Source organism: Paenibacillus sp. Soil766, assembly GCF_001428105.1.
Taxonomy (GTDB): Bacteria; Bacillota; Bacilli; order Paenibacillales; family NBRC-103111; genus Paenibacillus_E.
Genome location: NZ_LMSJ01000060.1, coordinates 160,970 through 177,743, shown reverse-complemented (window position 1 = coordinate 177,743; position 16,774 = coordinate 160,970). Strand labels below are relative to the sequence as shown.

Annotated in this window: 10 protein-coding genes; all 10 read left to right on the top strand. The window is 47.3% G+C overall.

The features are described 5' to 3' along the window. Positions 1-14: 14 nt before the first annotated feature. The 10 genes from ASG89_RS34670 (at position 15) to ASG89_RS34625 (ending at position 16,763) form a co-directional block, all read left to right on the top strand. On the top strand, positions 15-2,753 hold the full coding sequence (locus ASG89_RS34670; RefSeq protein ID WP_057315897.1) for a sensor histidine kinase: 2,739 nt from the start codon (positions 15-17) through the stop codon (positions 2,751-2,753). A gap of 575 nt (positions 2,754-3,328) precedes the next feature. Further along, entirely contained in the window at positions 3,329-4,288 is a 960-nt protein-coding gene (locus ASG89_RS34665) for an ABC transporter permease (RefSeq protein WP_057315896.1), read from the top strand. A gap of 20 nt (positions 4,289-4,308) precedes the next feature. Then, complete coding sequence (locus ASG89_RS34660; RefSeq protein WP_057315895.1) at positions 4,309-5,175, top strand: carbohydrate ABC transporter permease; 867 nt, start codon at positions 4,309-4,311, stop codon at positions 5,173-5,175. Positions 5,176-5,240: 65 nt separating this feature from the next. Then, positions 5,241-6,887, top strand: coding sequence for an extracellular solute-binding protein (locus ASG89_RS34655; RefSeq protein WP_057315894.1), 1,647 nt, complete (start codon positions 5,241-5,243; stop codon positions 6,885-6,887). 125 nt (positions 6,888-7,012) lie between these two features. Next, positions 7,013-12,220, top strand: a complete 5,208-nt coding sequence (locus tag ASG89_RS34650) for a LamG-like jellyroll fold domain-containing protein (RefSeq protein WP_057315893.1) — start codon at positions 7,013-7,015, stop codon at positions 12,218-12,220. Between the two features lie 80 nt (positions 12,221-12,300). Beyond that, positions 12,301-13,401 (top strand): sialidase family protein, encoded by a 1,101-nt coding sequence (locus ASG89_RS34645; protein WP_057315892.1) that lies wholly within the window; start codon positions 12,301-12,303, stop codon positions 13,399-13,401. Between the two features lie 89 nt (positions 13,402-13,490). Then, positions 13,491-13,673 carry a DUF4177 domain-containing protein gene (locus ASG89_RS34640; RefSeq protein WP_057315891.1) on the top strand — a complete coding sequence of 61 codons (183 nt, stop codon included), beginning with the start codon at positions 13,491-13,493 and terminating at the stop codon, positions 13,671-13,673. A 108-nt stretch (positions 13,674-13,781) separates the two neighbouring features. Continuing rightward, positions 13,782-14,510 carry a (Fe-S)-binding protein gene (locus ASG89_RS34635; RefSeq protein WP_057315890.1) on the top strand — a complete coding sequence of 243 codons (729 nt, stop codon included), beginning with the start codon at positions 13,782-13,784 and terminating at the stop codon, positions 14,508-14,510. After that, complete coding sequence (locus ASG89_RS34630; RefSeq protein ID WP_057315889.1) at positions 14,507-16,030, top strand: LutB/LldF family L-lactate oxidation iron-sulfur protein; 1,524 nt, start codon at positions 14,507-14,509, stop codon at positions 16,028-16,030. Before ASG89_RS34635 ends, ASG89_RS34630 begins: the two co-directional genes overlap by 4 nt. Continuing rightward, complete coding sequence (locus ASG89_RS34625; RefSeq protein WP_057315888.1) at positions 16,023-16,763, top strand: LutC/YkgG family protein; 741 nt, start codon at positions 16,023-16,025, stop codon at positions 16,761-16,763. Before ASG89_RS34630 ends, ASG89_RS34625 begins: the two co-directional genes overlap by 8 nt. The last annotated feature ends 11 nt before the right edge of the window (positions 16,764-16,774 follow it).

Here is a 16,774-nt window from a genome sequence, read left to right as displayed (position 1 = left end):
GATGAGGAGTCGCTATGATACCATTTAACTTTAAAAAGTCACTGCAGAAGAAAATTATGTTAACCGGTATTATCTTTTCCATCATTTCAATCGCCTTAACGACGCTCACTTGTAATTGGGTTACGAACCGCTTTATTTTGTTCCAGTTTGAACGTGTGAATGAGATCGCTACAGGCGCAGCTGTGGAAAAGGCGAACACGTACTTGGCTGAAATCGCCAATACGGTGAGTTTGTCGATGAAAAATGAGTATTTTGATCGGATTATTAGTTCAGATGAATTAGACCCTTATCAACTCTTCAAAGCGCAAAAGGATTATGAGGAGTTTCTGAAAAATCTCATTTTGACGAATGATAAAGTCGATTCTTTGCTTGTGGTTGACTATCATCGAAATATTTTTATTAAGGCGAACAATTGGGTAGGCAAAGACTATGACAAGTACGGTACTGAAGACTTCTATAACACGTTGCAGAAACCTTCCATACAAAACGAGGAAAGTCAGTTTTTCCTGGATCGGTATACAGAGGGGAACTATGAACGTTTAGCGATCATCAGTCCTATATTTGAACCTTATACGAATGAAATCAAAGCACATATGGTTGTGGTATTGAGTACCAAGCTCATTGAGGAAATGCAGTTTGCAGGGAACGGAATTTTTATTACAGACCATACGGGGAACTCTGCGGAGGTTTCCAACATTCCACATGCAGGTGAATTAACAGATCAGAAATATTCATTTAAAAACGCGCTCAACTTTGAAGGCTGGACGATTACCAATACGTTTACCTTCGATAAGCTGCAGCAATCCATTGCGAACAATCTGCATTTGAATATTCGGGTAGGGTTAATCTGCCTCATTGTTTCGATCCTAGCGCTCGCAATTACAAGCAAAAAAATTGTTAAGCCCATTAAACATATGGAGCAGCAAATCAATTCATTGAATCACAATAACCTTGAAAATAAACCAATGGCCTTGTCGAAGAGGAGAATCAGCTTCAAACTGACACTGCTGTTGTTGAACGCTGCCATCGTCACAATTCCAGTCGTATTAATCACAGGCAGCTCTTACATATCGGCTAAGAACACGGTTGAAAGCAAGGTAGGGTCTGTCTTTGAATATAGCGCTCAAATTCTCTATCAACAGATGGATTTAGTCTATAGTAACTATCGGAGAATGACGATCGAGACTTCTTCTTTCAACGATAAGGTTCAAAAGCTGCTGGATACTAGTATTTCCAAAGACGTCGACGAAGAGATTCGGGATGCGATGAATAATATTATTTTGACCCGAAATTTGTTTGATAAAGGCATATCGAATATTACGCTTTACAACGCAAATGAACGTTTGGTCTATTCGTCTACTTACGGAAGACCCTTCATGTTGCGGCCTGATGCCAAATCGGATTTGGACTATGTTCGAGACCATTTTAGCAAGCTATTATGGCGAAGCTATACGGACTCCCCTTTTAATAAGAAAGGCATCCGTGTTGGCATGCAAATTAGAGGGGTCGCCGATGGTATTGAGGCGGGTAAGCTGTTAGGGTTTATTTTGGTCGATTTTAATGGGGAAGATATCGAGAAAATGCTAAATGTGTTTACCAAGTACAGCTACTTGGATGTATATCTGGTTGATCCTTCAGGCAAAGATATATTCAGTGATATTGGCCGAAGTCAAAAGACTAGCTTATCTGAGGTGTTGCATAACAATAAACCTTCCTTTGAAGCGAATGAAAGGGTATCGTTCCGGGAAGGCGGTAACAATTTTCTCATGATTTCGCAGTTCTTTGAAGAAAATGGATGGAGTTTAGTCTTTCTGTTAAAGAACTTTAATGAGAATGAGTACATTCTGATTTACAGTTTGGTGGTTCTTTTTGGACTCATTATCATAACCGTTGGGTTCTCGTATGGCTTTTCTTCGATCCTTCTCATGAATATTTCCTCCTTGCTCAAGACAGTAAGAAATGTGAAGAGAGGAAACCTGCAAGCGCGCTTTAAGAGCACATCCGTGGATGAAATCTACGAGTTAGGCAATAGCTTTAATGAGATGCTCGAGCGTATTAATGTGCTGATTGAGGAGAAGTTTATCTCCGATGTGATGGTCAAGGATGCTGAGCTCAAGGCCAAGGAGTATGAATTAAATCTGCTGCAATCTCAGATCAATCCTCATTTCCTGTACAATACGTTGAAAACAGCGCAGTATATGGCTTTTGCCAAGGACCCTCGCACAGAGAAGATGATCAAACTGCTGATTGCCTTGTTTAAGACAAGCATTACTCGGGGTGAAAAAGTGGTGAAATTAAGCGAGGAAATCGACCATGTGAAAACCTATGTGGATATCCTGCAGATGCGTTTCGGGGACAAAATTAAGCTGCAGTATGACGTGAGCGACGACATGTTGGAAATTCCGGTGCTGAAGCTGACGCTGCAGCCGATCGTGGAAAATGCCATTTACCACGGTCTGGAGGTAACCGAACATGGCGGCACCATCGTCATCGACGTGCGAAAAATGCCAGATAGGCTTCAGATCACCGTCAGTGACGATGGTGTTGGGATCACAGAGGCTAAGCTGATGGAAATCAAGGCGACGCTCGAAGGAAAGACGAAAGGTGAAAGCATCGGGATCACCAATGTGCATGAACGGATTAAGCTATACTTTGGCGAAGCATACGGTATTGATGTAGAGAGTACGTTAGGCAAAGGGACTACGGTTAACATGTATTTCCCGCTTATTGCGCAGCAAGGCTACTTAGTATAAGTAGCCTTGCTGTTTTTTTGTGGGCGGAAACGGGCGGCGATGAGGCCAGGGCGAGGAGCTAAGTCGAAAAAATCGACTTAGGGAGTGCGGAAGGACCGCCGAGGGTTCCCTAAGTCGAAAAAATCGACTTAGGGAGGCGGAAAGGCCCGTGAGGGATCCCTAAGTCGAAAAAATCGACTTAGGGAGTGCGTAAGGGCCCGTGAGTGTTCCCTAAGTCGAAAAAATCGACTTAGATAGTGCGTAAGGGCCGCCGAGGGTTCCCTAAGTCGAAAAAATCGACTTAGGTAGTGCGTAAGGGCCCGTGAGTGTTCCCTAAGTCGAAAAAATCGACTTAGGGAGTGAGGAAGGACCGCCGAGGGATCCCTAAGTCGAAAAAATCGACTTAGGTAGTGCGGAAGGGCTCCTCGAGGGATCCTTAGGAAATCTAAGGCCTCTTTTTCCTGTGCAGAAAGAGGTTAAAAAAACGGACCAAATGTTATGTTTGAGTCATACCAAGCACACTTGTAAACGCTTTATAATTAGACCAAGGAGCACCACTACTGGATGTCCAAAACAGAACGTTAAGGAGAAGAGACATGGATACTGACGTAATTAAGACCTCCAACCTGTATACGAAGAGAGAGACGAAGGAGCGCCGTTTTAAGAAAAATGTGCAGAATGTATTGAAGTATAAATATATGTATCTCATGCTCATCCCGCTGCTGGTCTGGTATGTAATCTTCTGTTATGTGCCGATGTATGGGATCACGATGGCGTTTCAAGACTATACCATGAGCAAGGGATTTTTCCACAGTCCGTTTGTGGGATTAAAGCATTTCAAAGAATTGTTCGGTGAGGAAGATTTCTGGCGAGCGTTTTGGAATACCGTTATTATTGCGGTCTACCGTTTGCTTACACAGTTCCCGATTCCAATCGCGATTGCATTGCTTCTCAACGAAGTAAGGCATCACAAATTCCGTAAGGCCGTTCAAACGATTATCTATTTACCGCATTTTATATCGTGGGTTATCGTTGCATCGATCTTTATTACTTTTTTCAGTCCAGAGACAGGTATTCTTGCTGCATTCTTTAAAGACGGAGCATCAGATCTGCTGACAAATCCGAGTACATTTAGGCCGATTCTCATATTAACAGATATTTGGAAAGAAGCGGGCTTTGCTACCGTCATTTATATTGCCGCCATGGCCAGCATTAATACCGAACATTATGAAGCAGGTGTTATGGATGGCGCCGGCCGATGGTCCTTGATGTGGAACGTAACGATACCCGGTATTCGAAATGTCATTCTAATCATGTTTATCTTAATTATCGGTAAGGTTCTGACGTGGGGCTTTGACCAGGTGTATAACTTCTACAATCCAATGGTGTATGCAACGGGTGATATTCTAGATACTTATATCTTCAGAACGGCTTTAGGTGATAACAAATTCAGTTTTGCAGCAGCAGCGGGTATTCTGAAGTCTGTCATCTGCGCAGCATTGTTGATTATTTCCAATCGCATCGTCAAGGCATTCGGCCAAGAGGGCGTTTATTAACACGGGGAGGAGTTCACATCATGTATATCCAAAAAAGATTTTCCACGATTGATGTCATCATTTATCTTATGCTAGGGCTATCTGCCTTACTCATCATACTGCCGCTATGGAGAATCTTAGTTATCTCTTTCTCCACGCAGGATGTATATTTAACAGATCATTACCATCTCATTCCGAAGAGCTTCAGCCTGACAGAATATAAAAGAGCATTCGGCAGCCTCGGAGGCATTGTAAGGGCTTTATTCCGATCGGTAGAAATTACGGCGCTGGGCACAACAATCAGTATGATTCTCACCAGTTGCGGCGCGTATGCCCTATCGAAGAAGGATCTGCCAGGTAGAGCTATCATCTTTCGCTTAATCGTTTTCACGATGTTTTTCAGTGGTGGATTAGTGCCTTTCTATATTCTAGTTAAAAATTTACACCTCATTGATACGATTTGGGCGTTGGTTTTACCCACAGCGATCTCGACTTACAATTTGATTATTATGAAAAATTATTTCGCCAGTATCCCGCCTAGTCTAGAAGAAGCCGCCAAAATTGATGGCTATAATGATATTCAGATTTTGTTCAAAATCATCATTCCAATCTCGATGCCTGTGTTTGCTGCGATCAGTTTATTTTATGGCGTAGCCTTATGGAATGACTACTTTTTAGCAACACTATTCATTAACTCCAATGATATGTTTCCGCTGCAGGTGTTATTGAGACAGATGATTATTCAGGATATGGTGACTGCTGAGGTAGGTGTCATGACTTCGGGATCTAATATGGAGCAGTTCAAAATGGCTTGTATTGTCGTGGGGATGATTCCTGTACTTCTTGTTTATCCCTTCATCCAGAAATATTTTACCAAAGGCATTATGATGGGCGCAGTAAAGGAATAAGGGCAATCCCCACTTGGTGGATTACATAAACAACACATGCTATTTAAAAAGGGAGAGGTAAAAAGATGAAAAACTTAAAAATGATTCTGCCTTTGTCTATGTCCGTGCTGCTTTCAGCAACCGTGCTTAGCGGTTGTTCCAAGCAAGAGCAACCAGCAGCAACAACTTCAGCAGCAGCCACCAGCTCAGCCAAAGAGCAAAAAGCGACTGAGCCTGTTCCTATCCGTTGGGTACGAGCAGCTAATGAGCAGGATCCTACCAAGGACCGTATCCTTCTAGAATTACAAAAGCGTACGAACACGAAAATTGAAATTGTTAGCATTCCAAGTGATCAATTTGCTAATAAACTTAACCTCATGATGGCGTCTGGCGAAAGCTTTGACATTGCTACTGCAGATGCAGGAAAGACGATCAATGAATGGGCGAAAAACGACCTCATTATCTCTTATGATGATTATTTGAAAAGCGGTAAGTATCCGAACATCAACGCAATTGTAAATTCGGAAGTGTATAAAGGCTTTAAGATCGATGGCAAGTCGTACTTCAAACCGCTCGGACTTGCTCCGATGCAGTGGGGCTGGGTTATTCGGACAGATTGGTTAGAAAACCTAGGCTTAAGCATGCCGACAACGCTTGAGGAATTCTATAACGTTGCGAAAGCTTTTAAAGAAAAAGATCCGGATAAAAACGGTAAAGCGGATACTTACGGTGTATACACACGTGCAAGCGGTATGTCGGATCCGTCGATTACGCAGCTTGGACAGTTCATTTCCAAAGCGTATGCCATTGCTGGCCGAACAGACAACTGGGTCACTCAGAAAGACGGAAGCATCACACGTTACGAAGTTTCCCCACAAGCCAAAGAAGCGGCAGCTTTCTACAGAAAGCTGTTGAAAGAAGATCTGATTAACAAGGATTGGCTCAGCTTAAAGCCGGACGGTGCTCAAGGTCCTGAGTCGGATGATTTCGGAGCAGGCAAATACGGGATGGCGGCGACCACAAAGCCGGACTTATTCCTAGATAAAGCTAAGGCTGTTAATCCTAACGCGAAAGTTGCTTACCTGCCGCCACTGAAAGGTGTGGATGGCGTACCTGCTAACTTAGGACATTCCGGCGGTTTCTGGAGAGGAAATGTAATTCCGAAAACGTCCAAACACCCAGAAAAGGCCATGGAGTTGATCGAGTACACGCTTACGTTGGAAGGCAGAGAGCTCACAGAGTTTGGTATTAAGGGAACTCATTTTACGGATATGAAAGAAGAAAATGGACGCAGAGTTTATACGGTTAATAAAGCTGAGGCCGATAAAGATTGGGATACGAAGAAAAATGGTTACCTGTATCCATTGGCCTGGGGCGCGATGAACTATTTTGAATATGCGTATATTCCAATCAAGGAAAAAAATTATAACTACGACGAGGCGTTCAAGAACCTAGTACCATGGATCACGTCTGAAATGGCAGAAGGCAAATTCCCAGATTGGTTTGCGACTAATGCGAAATATGCGATGGCGCCACCATTAATGAACGTGTTTGATGACAAAGTGCTTGGTGACCAAACGAAACTTAGATCGACATTTGGTGAAGGATGGTTGAAAGCGATCATGGGCGATAACTTTGACGCTGCATGGGATGAACTACAGAAGAAGTGGATGGCAGCAGGCGGTCAAGAAGTCATTACAGCAGGTCAGGAATACTTCAAGAAAAATAAATAAGGAATTAGTAGAAATGGCCAGACGCAAGTCTGGTTATTTCTTCCTGACCATTTATGCGTTGAGATGTATGCTCGCTGCACAAAATGTTATCTGAATTTTCTGTCATATAATGAAGGAGGAAAGCTATGCGTAGAGGTGTATGGCACAGGGAGATCAGCTTCCTGCTTGCGTTGTGTCTGTTGTTTACTCAACTATTTCTCGTAGTTCCGTCTAGGGCTACTGCTGCCGTTACGGTAAATACGGATAATGTAGCTACCACGGCGGACTTATTTACGGAGAAAACAACGATTAATGGGCAATATTATGAAATTTATCGCATTCCAGGCATAGTCGTCACCTATGACGGTACGCTGATTGCTTATTGCGAGGCAAGGAAAACGACCTCTGACTGGGCGGATATCGACATCCTTATGGTCAGGAGTACGGATGGCGGTCAAACCTGGAGTGCCCCCGTTAAGATCGTGGACGGTGTATCTACCCAGAATACGATGAATAACCCTGTCATGATCGCAGAACGAGATTCGAATACAGTGCATTTGCTCTACAGCAAGGAATATGCGCAGACGTTTCACTTGAAGAGTACAGACGGCGGCCTGACGTGGACGAATCCTTCCAATGCGCAATCAACCGCGCCTACTGACATTACGGCTGCCTTCCGCGAGTCCACTTATCAATGGCGGGTTATTGCCGTAGGCCCTGGACACGGCATACAGCTGGATAGCGGCAGACTGATCGCTTCCGTATGGATGGCGAACGGAGGAGAAAGCGCTCCTACCGGACACGCGCCATCGGTTGTTTCCACGATTTATAGCGATGACCATGGTGATACGTGGCATATCGGTGACATCGTGGCTGCTGACAGCCCAGAGTTATCGAATCCGAATGAATCAACACTCGTTCAGCTTGCAAACGGAAGCGTGATGATCAACATGAGGAACAATGACTCGGGCAATAGGCGAGCAGTTTCGATCAGTCCGGATGGGATCAGTAACTGGTCGACACCAGTTTTTGATGAGGAATTAATCGATCCCTTATGCTTCGGCAGTATTGTCCGTTATTCGGAAGCAGGTGAAGCAGGAGAGGCTGGCGATAAGAATCGGATCCTGTTCGTCAATGCAAACAGCGAGACGGCCCGTGAGAATCTCACTCTTCGCATGAGTGAGGATGAAGGGGAGACTTGGACGTATTCAAGAATGCTTCAGCTTGGCGGCGCAGCCTATTCGGACATCGCTGTTGGGCAGGACAAATCCATCTATGTTTTCTATGAGAGGGAACCGTATAAGTTTTTAACAGTGAAGAAACTCGGCTTGAATTGGCTGACGTCCCCGCCTCCTACGGCGCAATTGAACAACATTTCGATTGCCGGGGCTGATTTGGCGCCTTCGTTCCTCAGCGAAGTCTACTCCTACGATGTCAGGGTAGACGCCAATATAACGAGTATGATGATTACGCCTACCGCTTTCCCGAACAGCGGCTCGACGATCACCATTAATGGCCAACCGGCAACTAGCGGCCAACCATTTTCGGTTCCTATCTCAGGGGAAACGGCGGAGATCAACGTCATCGTGACCAATGGCGGACAATCCAATACATATAAGCTGAAGGCTGCCAAAAAGCGGCTAGTCACGAACTGGAGGTTCGAAAAATCTCCCAGCGGCAGCGTCTATGACTCTTCTGGGTACGGCAATAGCGCAGTAAATGCGTTCAGAGGGATCGAGTATGAACAAGGCTATATCGGCAAAGCGCTGAAATTTGACGATTCGCCGACAGGCGCGACGATTCAGGACAAAGAGCTTCTCGATGTGACAGGCATCGATGCGACCAAATTCGGTACGGGTGATTTCTCCGTATCCAGCTGGGTCTATGTTGATCACGGATTGTTAACCAGCGGACAGCAAAATATGTTGTTCTGGTATGGGCGAAATGCAAGCGATATTAGTCAATTCTGGGTACGGACGAAGCAAGCTTCATCAGGGAAAGCCAATCTGGAGTTTTCTACCGGGAATAAACCGAACGGCACGGGAAGCGAAGTGAACGCTTCAACGTCGGACGCTCCGATTCGGGCTGGAGCGTGGCAGCATATCGTAACTCAACGGAAGAAAGGGGTCATGGAAATCTATGTCGATGGCGTCAGAAAAGTAAGAAAAGGTTCAACGCCATTAGATGTATCCAGAGGACCCGAAACCAACTTGTTTATCGGTAGAGCGAAGAGCGGCGACCGAGGCTGGAAAGGCAAAATGGACGAAATTCGGATGTACAACTACGGGTTGAGTCAGTCGGAAATCTCGGTTTTGGCAGGGAGAGCGGCGGTCAATACGACCGAGCTGGAAGGGAAAATCGCCGAGAGCAAATCGCTAGTTGAAAGCGAGTATCCCGCGCAAAGCTGGGCAAACCTTCAATCCGCTTTAGCGGCAGCTGAAGCGCTTCTGGACAGCGATGGCATCTCGCAATCGGGTGTGAATCAAGCGAAGTCGAATTTGCAGGATATGATTTTGGTTCTAGTACCTGGCTATCAGGTAACGGCAACGGCCAGCCCTGTAGAGGGAGGAAGCGTGACTGGCGGCGGCGGTTACGCTGCAACAGGAGATAGCGTGACTGTATCCGCTATAGCTAACGCTAACTATCGATTTGTGAACTGGACTGCCGGTGGAAGTGAGGTCAGCACTAATCCTACTTATACATTTACGATGGGATCACAAGCGGTTAAGCTTGTTGCGAATTATGAGATTACGATTTCCCACACCGTTTCCGTGTCACCGACAATCGGAGGAACTGTCGTTGGAGGCGGGGTGTATCTCCAAGGGGCTAGTGTTACTGTGAATGCTACAGCGGACGCGGGATATAAATTCGTTGGTTGGACCCGTAATGGCACGACCGTAAGCGATACGCAAGAGTACACGTTTACACTTGGCACGGAAGACGTTCATCTTGTTGCCAAGTTTGAGCAAATCGGACTTATTGGCAACTATAAATTCGAGCATTCCGGCAGCAATAGCGTCTATGATTCTTCGGCAGCAGCAAGTGTCACGGCAGTCATCTATGGTGCCTCCTATGCGCCAGGGTACATCGGACAATCGTTGCAATTCAACAATGCAACCGATTTTGTCGATATTACCGGCGCCGATGAGGGAATTCGATTCGGGACGGGTGACTTTACCGTAACGACTTGGGTTTATGCGAATCAATTAAATGGGGACAGATTCCTCTTCTGGTACGGTGCTAATTCGAATCCAGTCAGTCAATGGTGGGCACGCACTTCGGGTGATGCCGTGCAGCTTAATACTGGCTTTAGTGGCGCAGAAACGACCATGTGGACGCCAAGTTCAACCCTACGTACGAATCAATGGACACATTTAGCTTTCCAACGAAAGCAAGATAAGCTCTACATTTATGTGAATGGCGTAGAGAAGGCTAACAAAGTTTCGACCCCTTTTAACGTATCTAATGGCAATCATATTCTGAGAATTGGAAAAGCAGGAAGCGGAGCCAATCGTCCTTGGAATGGCAAAATGGACGAGATCCGTTTGTACAACTACGGGCTGAGTGTCTCAGACATACAGGAGCTTGCGTCGAGGCAGCCGGCGAATACAACGGATCTCGTGAGCAAGATTGGCGAAGCAAAGGCGCATAACGCAACAACGTATACGCCCCTCAGTTGGGCTGCCCTGCAAGCGGCGCTGACAGCCGCAGAGGTAGAGCTTGACAGTGATGCTATTACCCAAGCTGGTATTGATCGTGTGAAGGCAGCCGTGCAAGCCGCAATCGCTGGGCTTGTGATTGCAAGCACTGATGGCGAAGACGAAGGCAGCCAACAGCCAACGGAACTGCCTCCAGTCATTATCACGGATCCAAGCCTGCAGACGAAGGACAGCTTGACCACGGCAGCAGAGACTTTGGTAAAACTGGGTAACGAAGCTGCCGCCTCCGACGCAGTACATCAGGCTGCGCAGCTTATTAACGAAACAGCTCAGGCGATTGAGGCTATTCAAGACCCAGCGGCAGCCGTAAGCAAGACGGTTGAGATAATTAAAAGCGCGTCGACGATTATCAAGTCAGCAGAAGCAGCTGGCATCGACATCAACGCCATTGCCCATGCATTGCTCAACGCAGCGAATAAGGCGATTCAAAAGACAGCTGTAACGGTCGTAACGTCAGTCGTGACCGATCATAAATCCAGTTTGGTTGTGGAGGACTCCATTGTAGCTGATCTTGCTGCCAAATTAGGTATCATCAAGCAAACGGTGAAGGAAATCAACCAAGAGCTTGCTGCAGCACATGCAGATGTCAAAGTTCCGTCTGTTCTGGAAATGAAAGCAGCAGCCGGAGCGAATGTAACAGAAGTGGAAGCCAAGCTTCCTACAGGCTTAATCGCCAAAGCGGAAGAGCTTGCGATTGATCGCATTGCCATCGATACAGGGGTTGCAAAGATTGCATTTGCACCGGAAATTTTCCGCTCAGCAGGGCATGAAGCCGTTTCGCTTGCAGTTAAAAAGCTGGACGCCGACAGGCTTTCCGAGGCTATCAAGTCAGTAGTAGACGGCAATACCGTATACGATTTCACAGCTGCGATCGGAGACAAGAAGCTCAGCGCCTTCAGCACGCCCGTGGAAATCACACTGCCTTATACCCTGAAGCCAGGCGAGAAACCAGATCAAATAACGGTATTTTTTATCAATGACAACGGTGATCTTGAAAATATGGCAGGGAACTATGATGAAGCAACGGGGACCGTTTATTTTACAACTTCTCACTTCAGCTATTATGCGGTGAAAATGAATGCGAAGAGCTTTGGCGATATCGACGGATCTGTTTGGGCGAAGTCCGCGATTGAGGCAATGGCGGCGAAGGGGATCATCGTTGGAACAAGCGAAGCTGCATATCAACCTTCCGGTCATGTAACAAGAGCGCAATTCGCAGCACTTCTGGTCAGAGAGCTCAAACTCATGGACAGCGGCGCTGTAAGCAGCTTTCAGGATGTTAAATCGAGTGATTGGTTCTACAAAGAGGTATCTTCGGCTGTTCAAGCTGGATTAATTGAAGGCAGAGGTGACGGTACCTTTGATCCTGATGCTTACATCTCAAGACAGGATATGTCTGTGATGATTGGAAGGGTGCTTGTAAATCAATTAGGAAAAGCTTCATCCGCAACAGGTAAATATCTCGAAACGTTCCAGGATGCTGCACAGATCTCCGAATATGCAAGACGTTTTGCAGATCTCAGTGTGAAATACCGCTTATTACAAGGCGTAGATGACGTGACATTTGCCCCGCGGAGTCTCTCAACGAGAGCGGAAGCAGCAGTTATTTTATCCAGACTGCTGGATATTCAGTAAGACACAACCTCGAAGACCAATATGCCCTTATCGGCAGTTGGTCTTCTCATCACATAAGCATGCAAGGAGGAAATTTTGAAATGCAGCATAAGGTTGCAACACCATTTTATGATGAAACGATTCTGTTTGAGGCGACGGTTGACGGCTATGCCCAGTACAGAATTCCCGGCATTGTTGTTACTGGCAATGGTACGGTGATTACGTACACGGAAGCGAGGAAGAGGACATCCGACTGGGCGATCATTGACGTCTACATGAGAAGAAGTATGGATGGCGGCAGTACGTGGGAGAGCAGAGTTTTGCTAGTGGACGGCGTGTCTACAGGCAATACGATTAACAATCCGGTTATGATTGCAGAAAAGAATAGCGGGACTGTACATTTTCTGTACTGTAAGGAATATAACCAAGCTTACTATATGAAAAGCACGGATCATGGTACGACTTGGACATCTCCTGTAGATATTACACCCGTATTTGATGCGTATAAATCCGAGTATGCCTGGACGGTTATTGCAACTGGGCCTGGGCATGGCATTCAGTTATATAACGGCAGAATGGTCGTGCCTGTTTGGCTTTCATTGCATACCTCCCATGCGCCTGCGGTCGTGTCCACGATCTACAGTGATGACGGTGGAGCAACATGGCATCGGGGAGATATTATCTGGGACACACCAGCGATACCGAGTCCCAATGAAACAACAGCCGTACAGCTGGTTGACGGGACTGTCATGCTCAATATGAGAAATGATGCGGATACCTGTATGCGCTCGGTGGCCACAAGCTCGAACGGATGCAGCGATTGGTCTGCTCCAGCTTTGGTCAGTGATTTGACTGACCCCAAAGTTTGTGGCAGCCTGCTGCGATTCACAGAGCAGAGCGAGTATGATACGAACAGGCTGTTGTTCTCGAATGTGAATAACCCAAGAGACAGGTCCAATGTATCCGTGAAAATGTCAGTGGATGAAGGGAAGTCTTGGACGTATTCCAAAGTAATTGCTCCAGGGGGATCCGCTTACTCGGATCTTGCGGTCAGTCCTGACAAACGAACCATCTATTGCTATTATGAGAAATGGAACGGCGATTTGAAGTATCATTTTATGGTAATAGCGAGATTTAACTTGGAATGGCTGACGAATGGGGAACAATCTCTGGATCCTTTAGCGGGATCTGCGCCTTCTTGAACAGCGATTCCATCATTGGAAATTAGGTGAAGCGAACGGATATCGCATACCGTATGCTAGTATACTTAGTAGTAGAGGGAGGGAATACTATGTACGAGTATAAGTATGTCGAAACGACGCTAGGTGGATTTTTCAGTTCGGCGAAGCATCGCGAAACCATTGATGAGCACGCCCAAGAGGGCTGGCGATTGGTGCAGGTACTGCCAACTAATTATAACGGTCATGGGAAGCCAATGGCCTATGAGATTATTTTTGAACGGAAACTTGGATAATGCGCGGACTATCCGCAATAACCCCCTTCTCAAGACGAGGGGGTTTATGTTACACTCAACTTGTCTGACAACCTGATAAGTTATCGAAAGAAAGTGGGGCTTCTCCTTATGAAGGTTTCCTTATTTATTACGTGTCTAAGTGATGCACTATATCCGAAGGTTGGCGAGGCAATTGCGCGTCTGCTCGGACATTATGGCGTCCTGTTAGAATTGCCGACGGTGCAAACGTGCTGCGGCCAGCCTGCCTATAACAGTGGTTACTGGGATGAGGCGCGAGCAACAGCGAAGACGATTCTTACCGCATTTGAGGATAGTGACTTTGTGATTTCACCATCGGGCTCATGCACGTATATGATTCATCACTATGCGAATTTATTTAAGGATGAACCAGAGTGGATGGAGAAAGCGACACAGCTTCAAAACAAAACGTATGAATTTACACAGTTCCTCGTCAATGTTCTAAACATCGAAGACTTGGGCGCTGTGTTTCCACATAAAGTAACGTACCATCCGTCTTGCCACGGAAGCAGGCTGCTCGGCGTGAAGTCAGAGCCGCTCGCTCTTCTCCAAGGTGTCAAAGACTTGGAGCTTGTGCCGCTTCCTTTTGCAGAAGATTGCTGTGGATTCGGTGGAACCTTTGCGGTGAAGATGGCGGACATCTCCGGTGCGATGGTGCAGGAGAAGGTCGATCATGTGAAGGAAACTGAGGCTGAGGTGCTCGTCGGTCTGGATTTGGCTTGTTTGATGAATATTGCGGGCAATTTGCGCTATCGGAATGAGCCGGTGAAGGTGATGCATCTAGCTGAGCTGCTATATGAAGGGGTGAAGCGAGCATGAGTCACACGACGACTAAGTCAACAGTTAAGGAACGGGCAGACCTCGCGCTGAACGATGAGTTTCTTCGTAAAGCAGTGAAGTTTACGACTGAGCGGCTTCGCGGCGGTAAACTGAAAGCAGCGGCCGATCACGGCAATTGGGATGATTGGCGCGAACGCGGCAGACAAATTCGGCTGCATACGATCGCGCATTTGGATTATTATTTAACGACGTTTGCGAATAATGCGCGAGCGAACGGGGTTCATGTGCATTTTGCCGATACAGATGTAGAAGCAGTTAAAATTTCCCTGGAAATCGCAGCAGCCAAACAAGCCAAATCGGTCGTCAAATCCAAGTCGATGGTGACGGAGGAGCTGCATTTGAACAAAGCGCTTGCCTCGATTGGTGTTGAAGCGATTGAGACGGATCTAGGCGAGTACATCATTCAGCTGGCGGACGAGACGCCGTCCCATATCATCATTCCTGCGATTCATAAAAATAGATACCAGATCGCTGACCTGCTCTCCAAAGATGCTGGGGAAACGTTGGCTCCCGACACGACGATTCTGGCTGGCTACGTTCGTAAGAAATTAAGAGAGAAATTCCTAGAAGCGGATATCGGGATGACGGGCTGCAATTTTGCCATTGCGGAGAGCGGATCGATGGTCTTGTTCGAAAATGAAGGCAACGCCCGCATGGTCACAACGGTGCCTAAGACGCAAATCACGCTCATGGGGATGGAGCGTATTATCCCGACGTGGTCGGATCTTGAGGTCATGGCGACCTTGCTCCCACGTTCTGCAACAGGGCAAAAGCTGACCGTGTACATGTCCGGTATCACAGGTCCAAGAAGAGACGCAGATGCCGATGGTCCGGAAGAGATGCACATCATCATCGTAGACAACGGGCGCTCGCAGCAGCTCGGTGATCCCGAGTTCCAAGAGCTGCTTAACTGCATCCGCTGCGGTGCTTGCCTGAACGCCTGCCCGGTGTACCGCCATATTGGTGGTCATGCCTATGGCGGCACGTACAGCGGCCCGATCGGCGCGGTGCTTACGCCGGCGCTCAAGAAAAATGTGGCGGAATGGGACGACATCGCCAACGCTTCAAGTCTTTGCGGTGCCTGCTATGAAGCATGCCCAGTGAAGATCCCGCTGCACGACATGCTCGTGTCGCTGCGCCGCCGCAAGGTCGAAAGCGGCCATGGTGATAAGATCGAGGCCGCGGGAATGAAGGGCTTTGCTGCGCTGATGGGGAACTCGAAGCGTATGAACGCGGTTCTCAAGCTGGGGCGCATCGGTCAAAAGCTCGTCGTTCGCGACGGCGGCATCCGTCTGAAGGTAGGGCCGCTCAAAGGTTGGAACTCCTACAGAGTGACGCCAAGCCTGCCGAAGGCATCCTTCCGAGATGGCTGGAAAACACTCGAGCAAGAAATTCGCCATGGTCTTACAGAGGCTGATCCTGCGATTCAAGCAAGGTTGGCGGAAGCACTGGCTGCACGAGGTAAAAAGGGAGGAAAGGGAGGACATCATCATGGCTAAACGTGATATAACGCCTGAGTGGCAGGAGAAATTAACGGCATTGGATCAACAATCGCTGGCTGAGCAGGAGCGTTTCATCCAGGGCATCGCCCAGAAGCTGGGGCGCGCACGGGTGACGGAGAAGCCAGCCCATCCTTTCCAAGGGGCTTCAGATAGCTGGAAAACGTTCAACTGGTCTCCAGAAGAACGCATCGAGAACTTCACAGCGAACTTCCATGCCGCAGGCGGGCACGTCGTCCGAGTACCTTCGATGGAAGCGGCGAAGGCAACCATTCAAGAACTCGTGAGCATGTTAAGTGTTAAACGAGTTATCCATCAGGACCAAGCGGAATTACATGCGCTGGAACTAGATGAAGCTCTTCCCGGTGTCAACCTCTCGATCTGGAATACCGATGAGGATACGAACTGGAAGGCTAGTGCAGCGAATGCCGATCTGGGGATTGTCCTAGCGGATCATGCAGCGGCTTACACAGGTTCTCTAACTGTGTTATCATCGAAAGAGAAGGGCCGCTCGGTGAGTTTGCTCCCTACGGCACTGATCGTCTTGCTGCCGATTGAACGATTGCGAACGAGACTAGGCGAAATTCTCGCCCCACTCGATCAGATAGCAAGGGAAGACCTGCCTGCCGGCATTCACTTCATCTCGGGTCCAAGCCGCTCGGCGGACATTGAGAACGATTTGACGATTGGTGTTCACGGTCCAGGGATTGTGCACGTGCTACTTATCGGATAGAAGAGGTATTC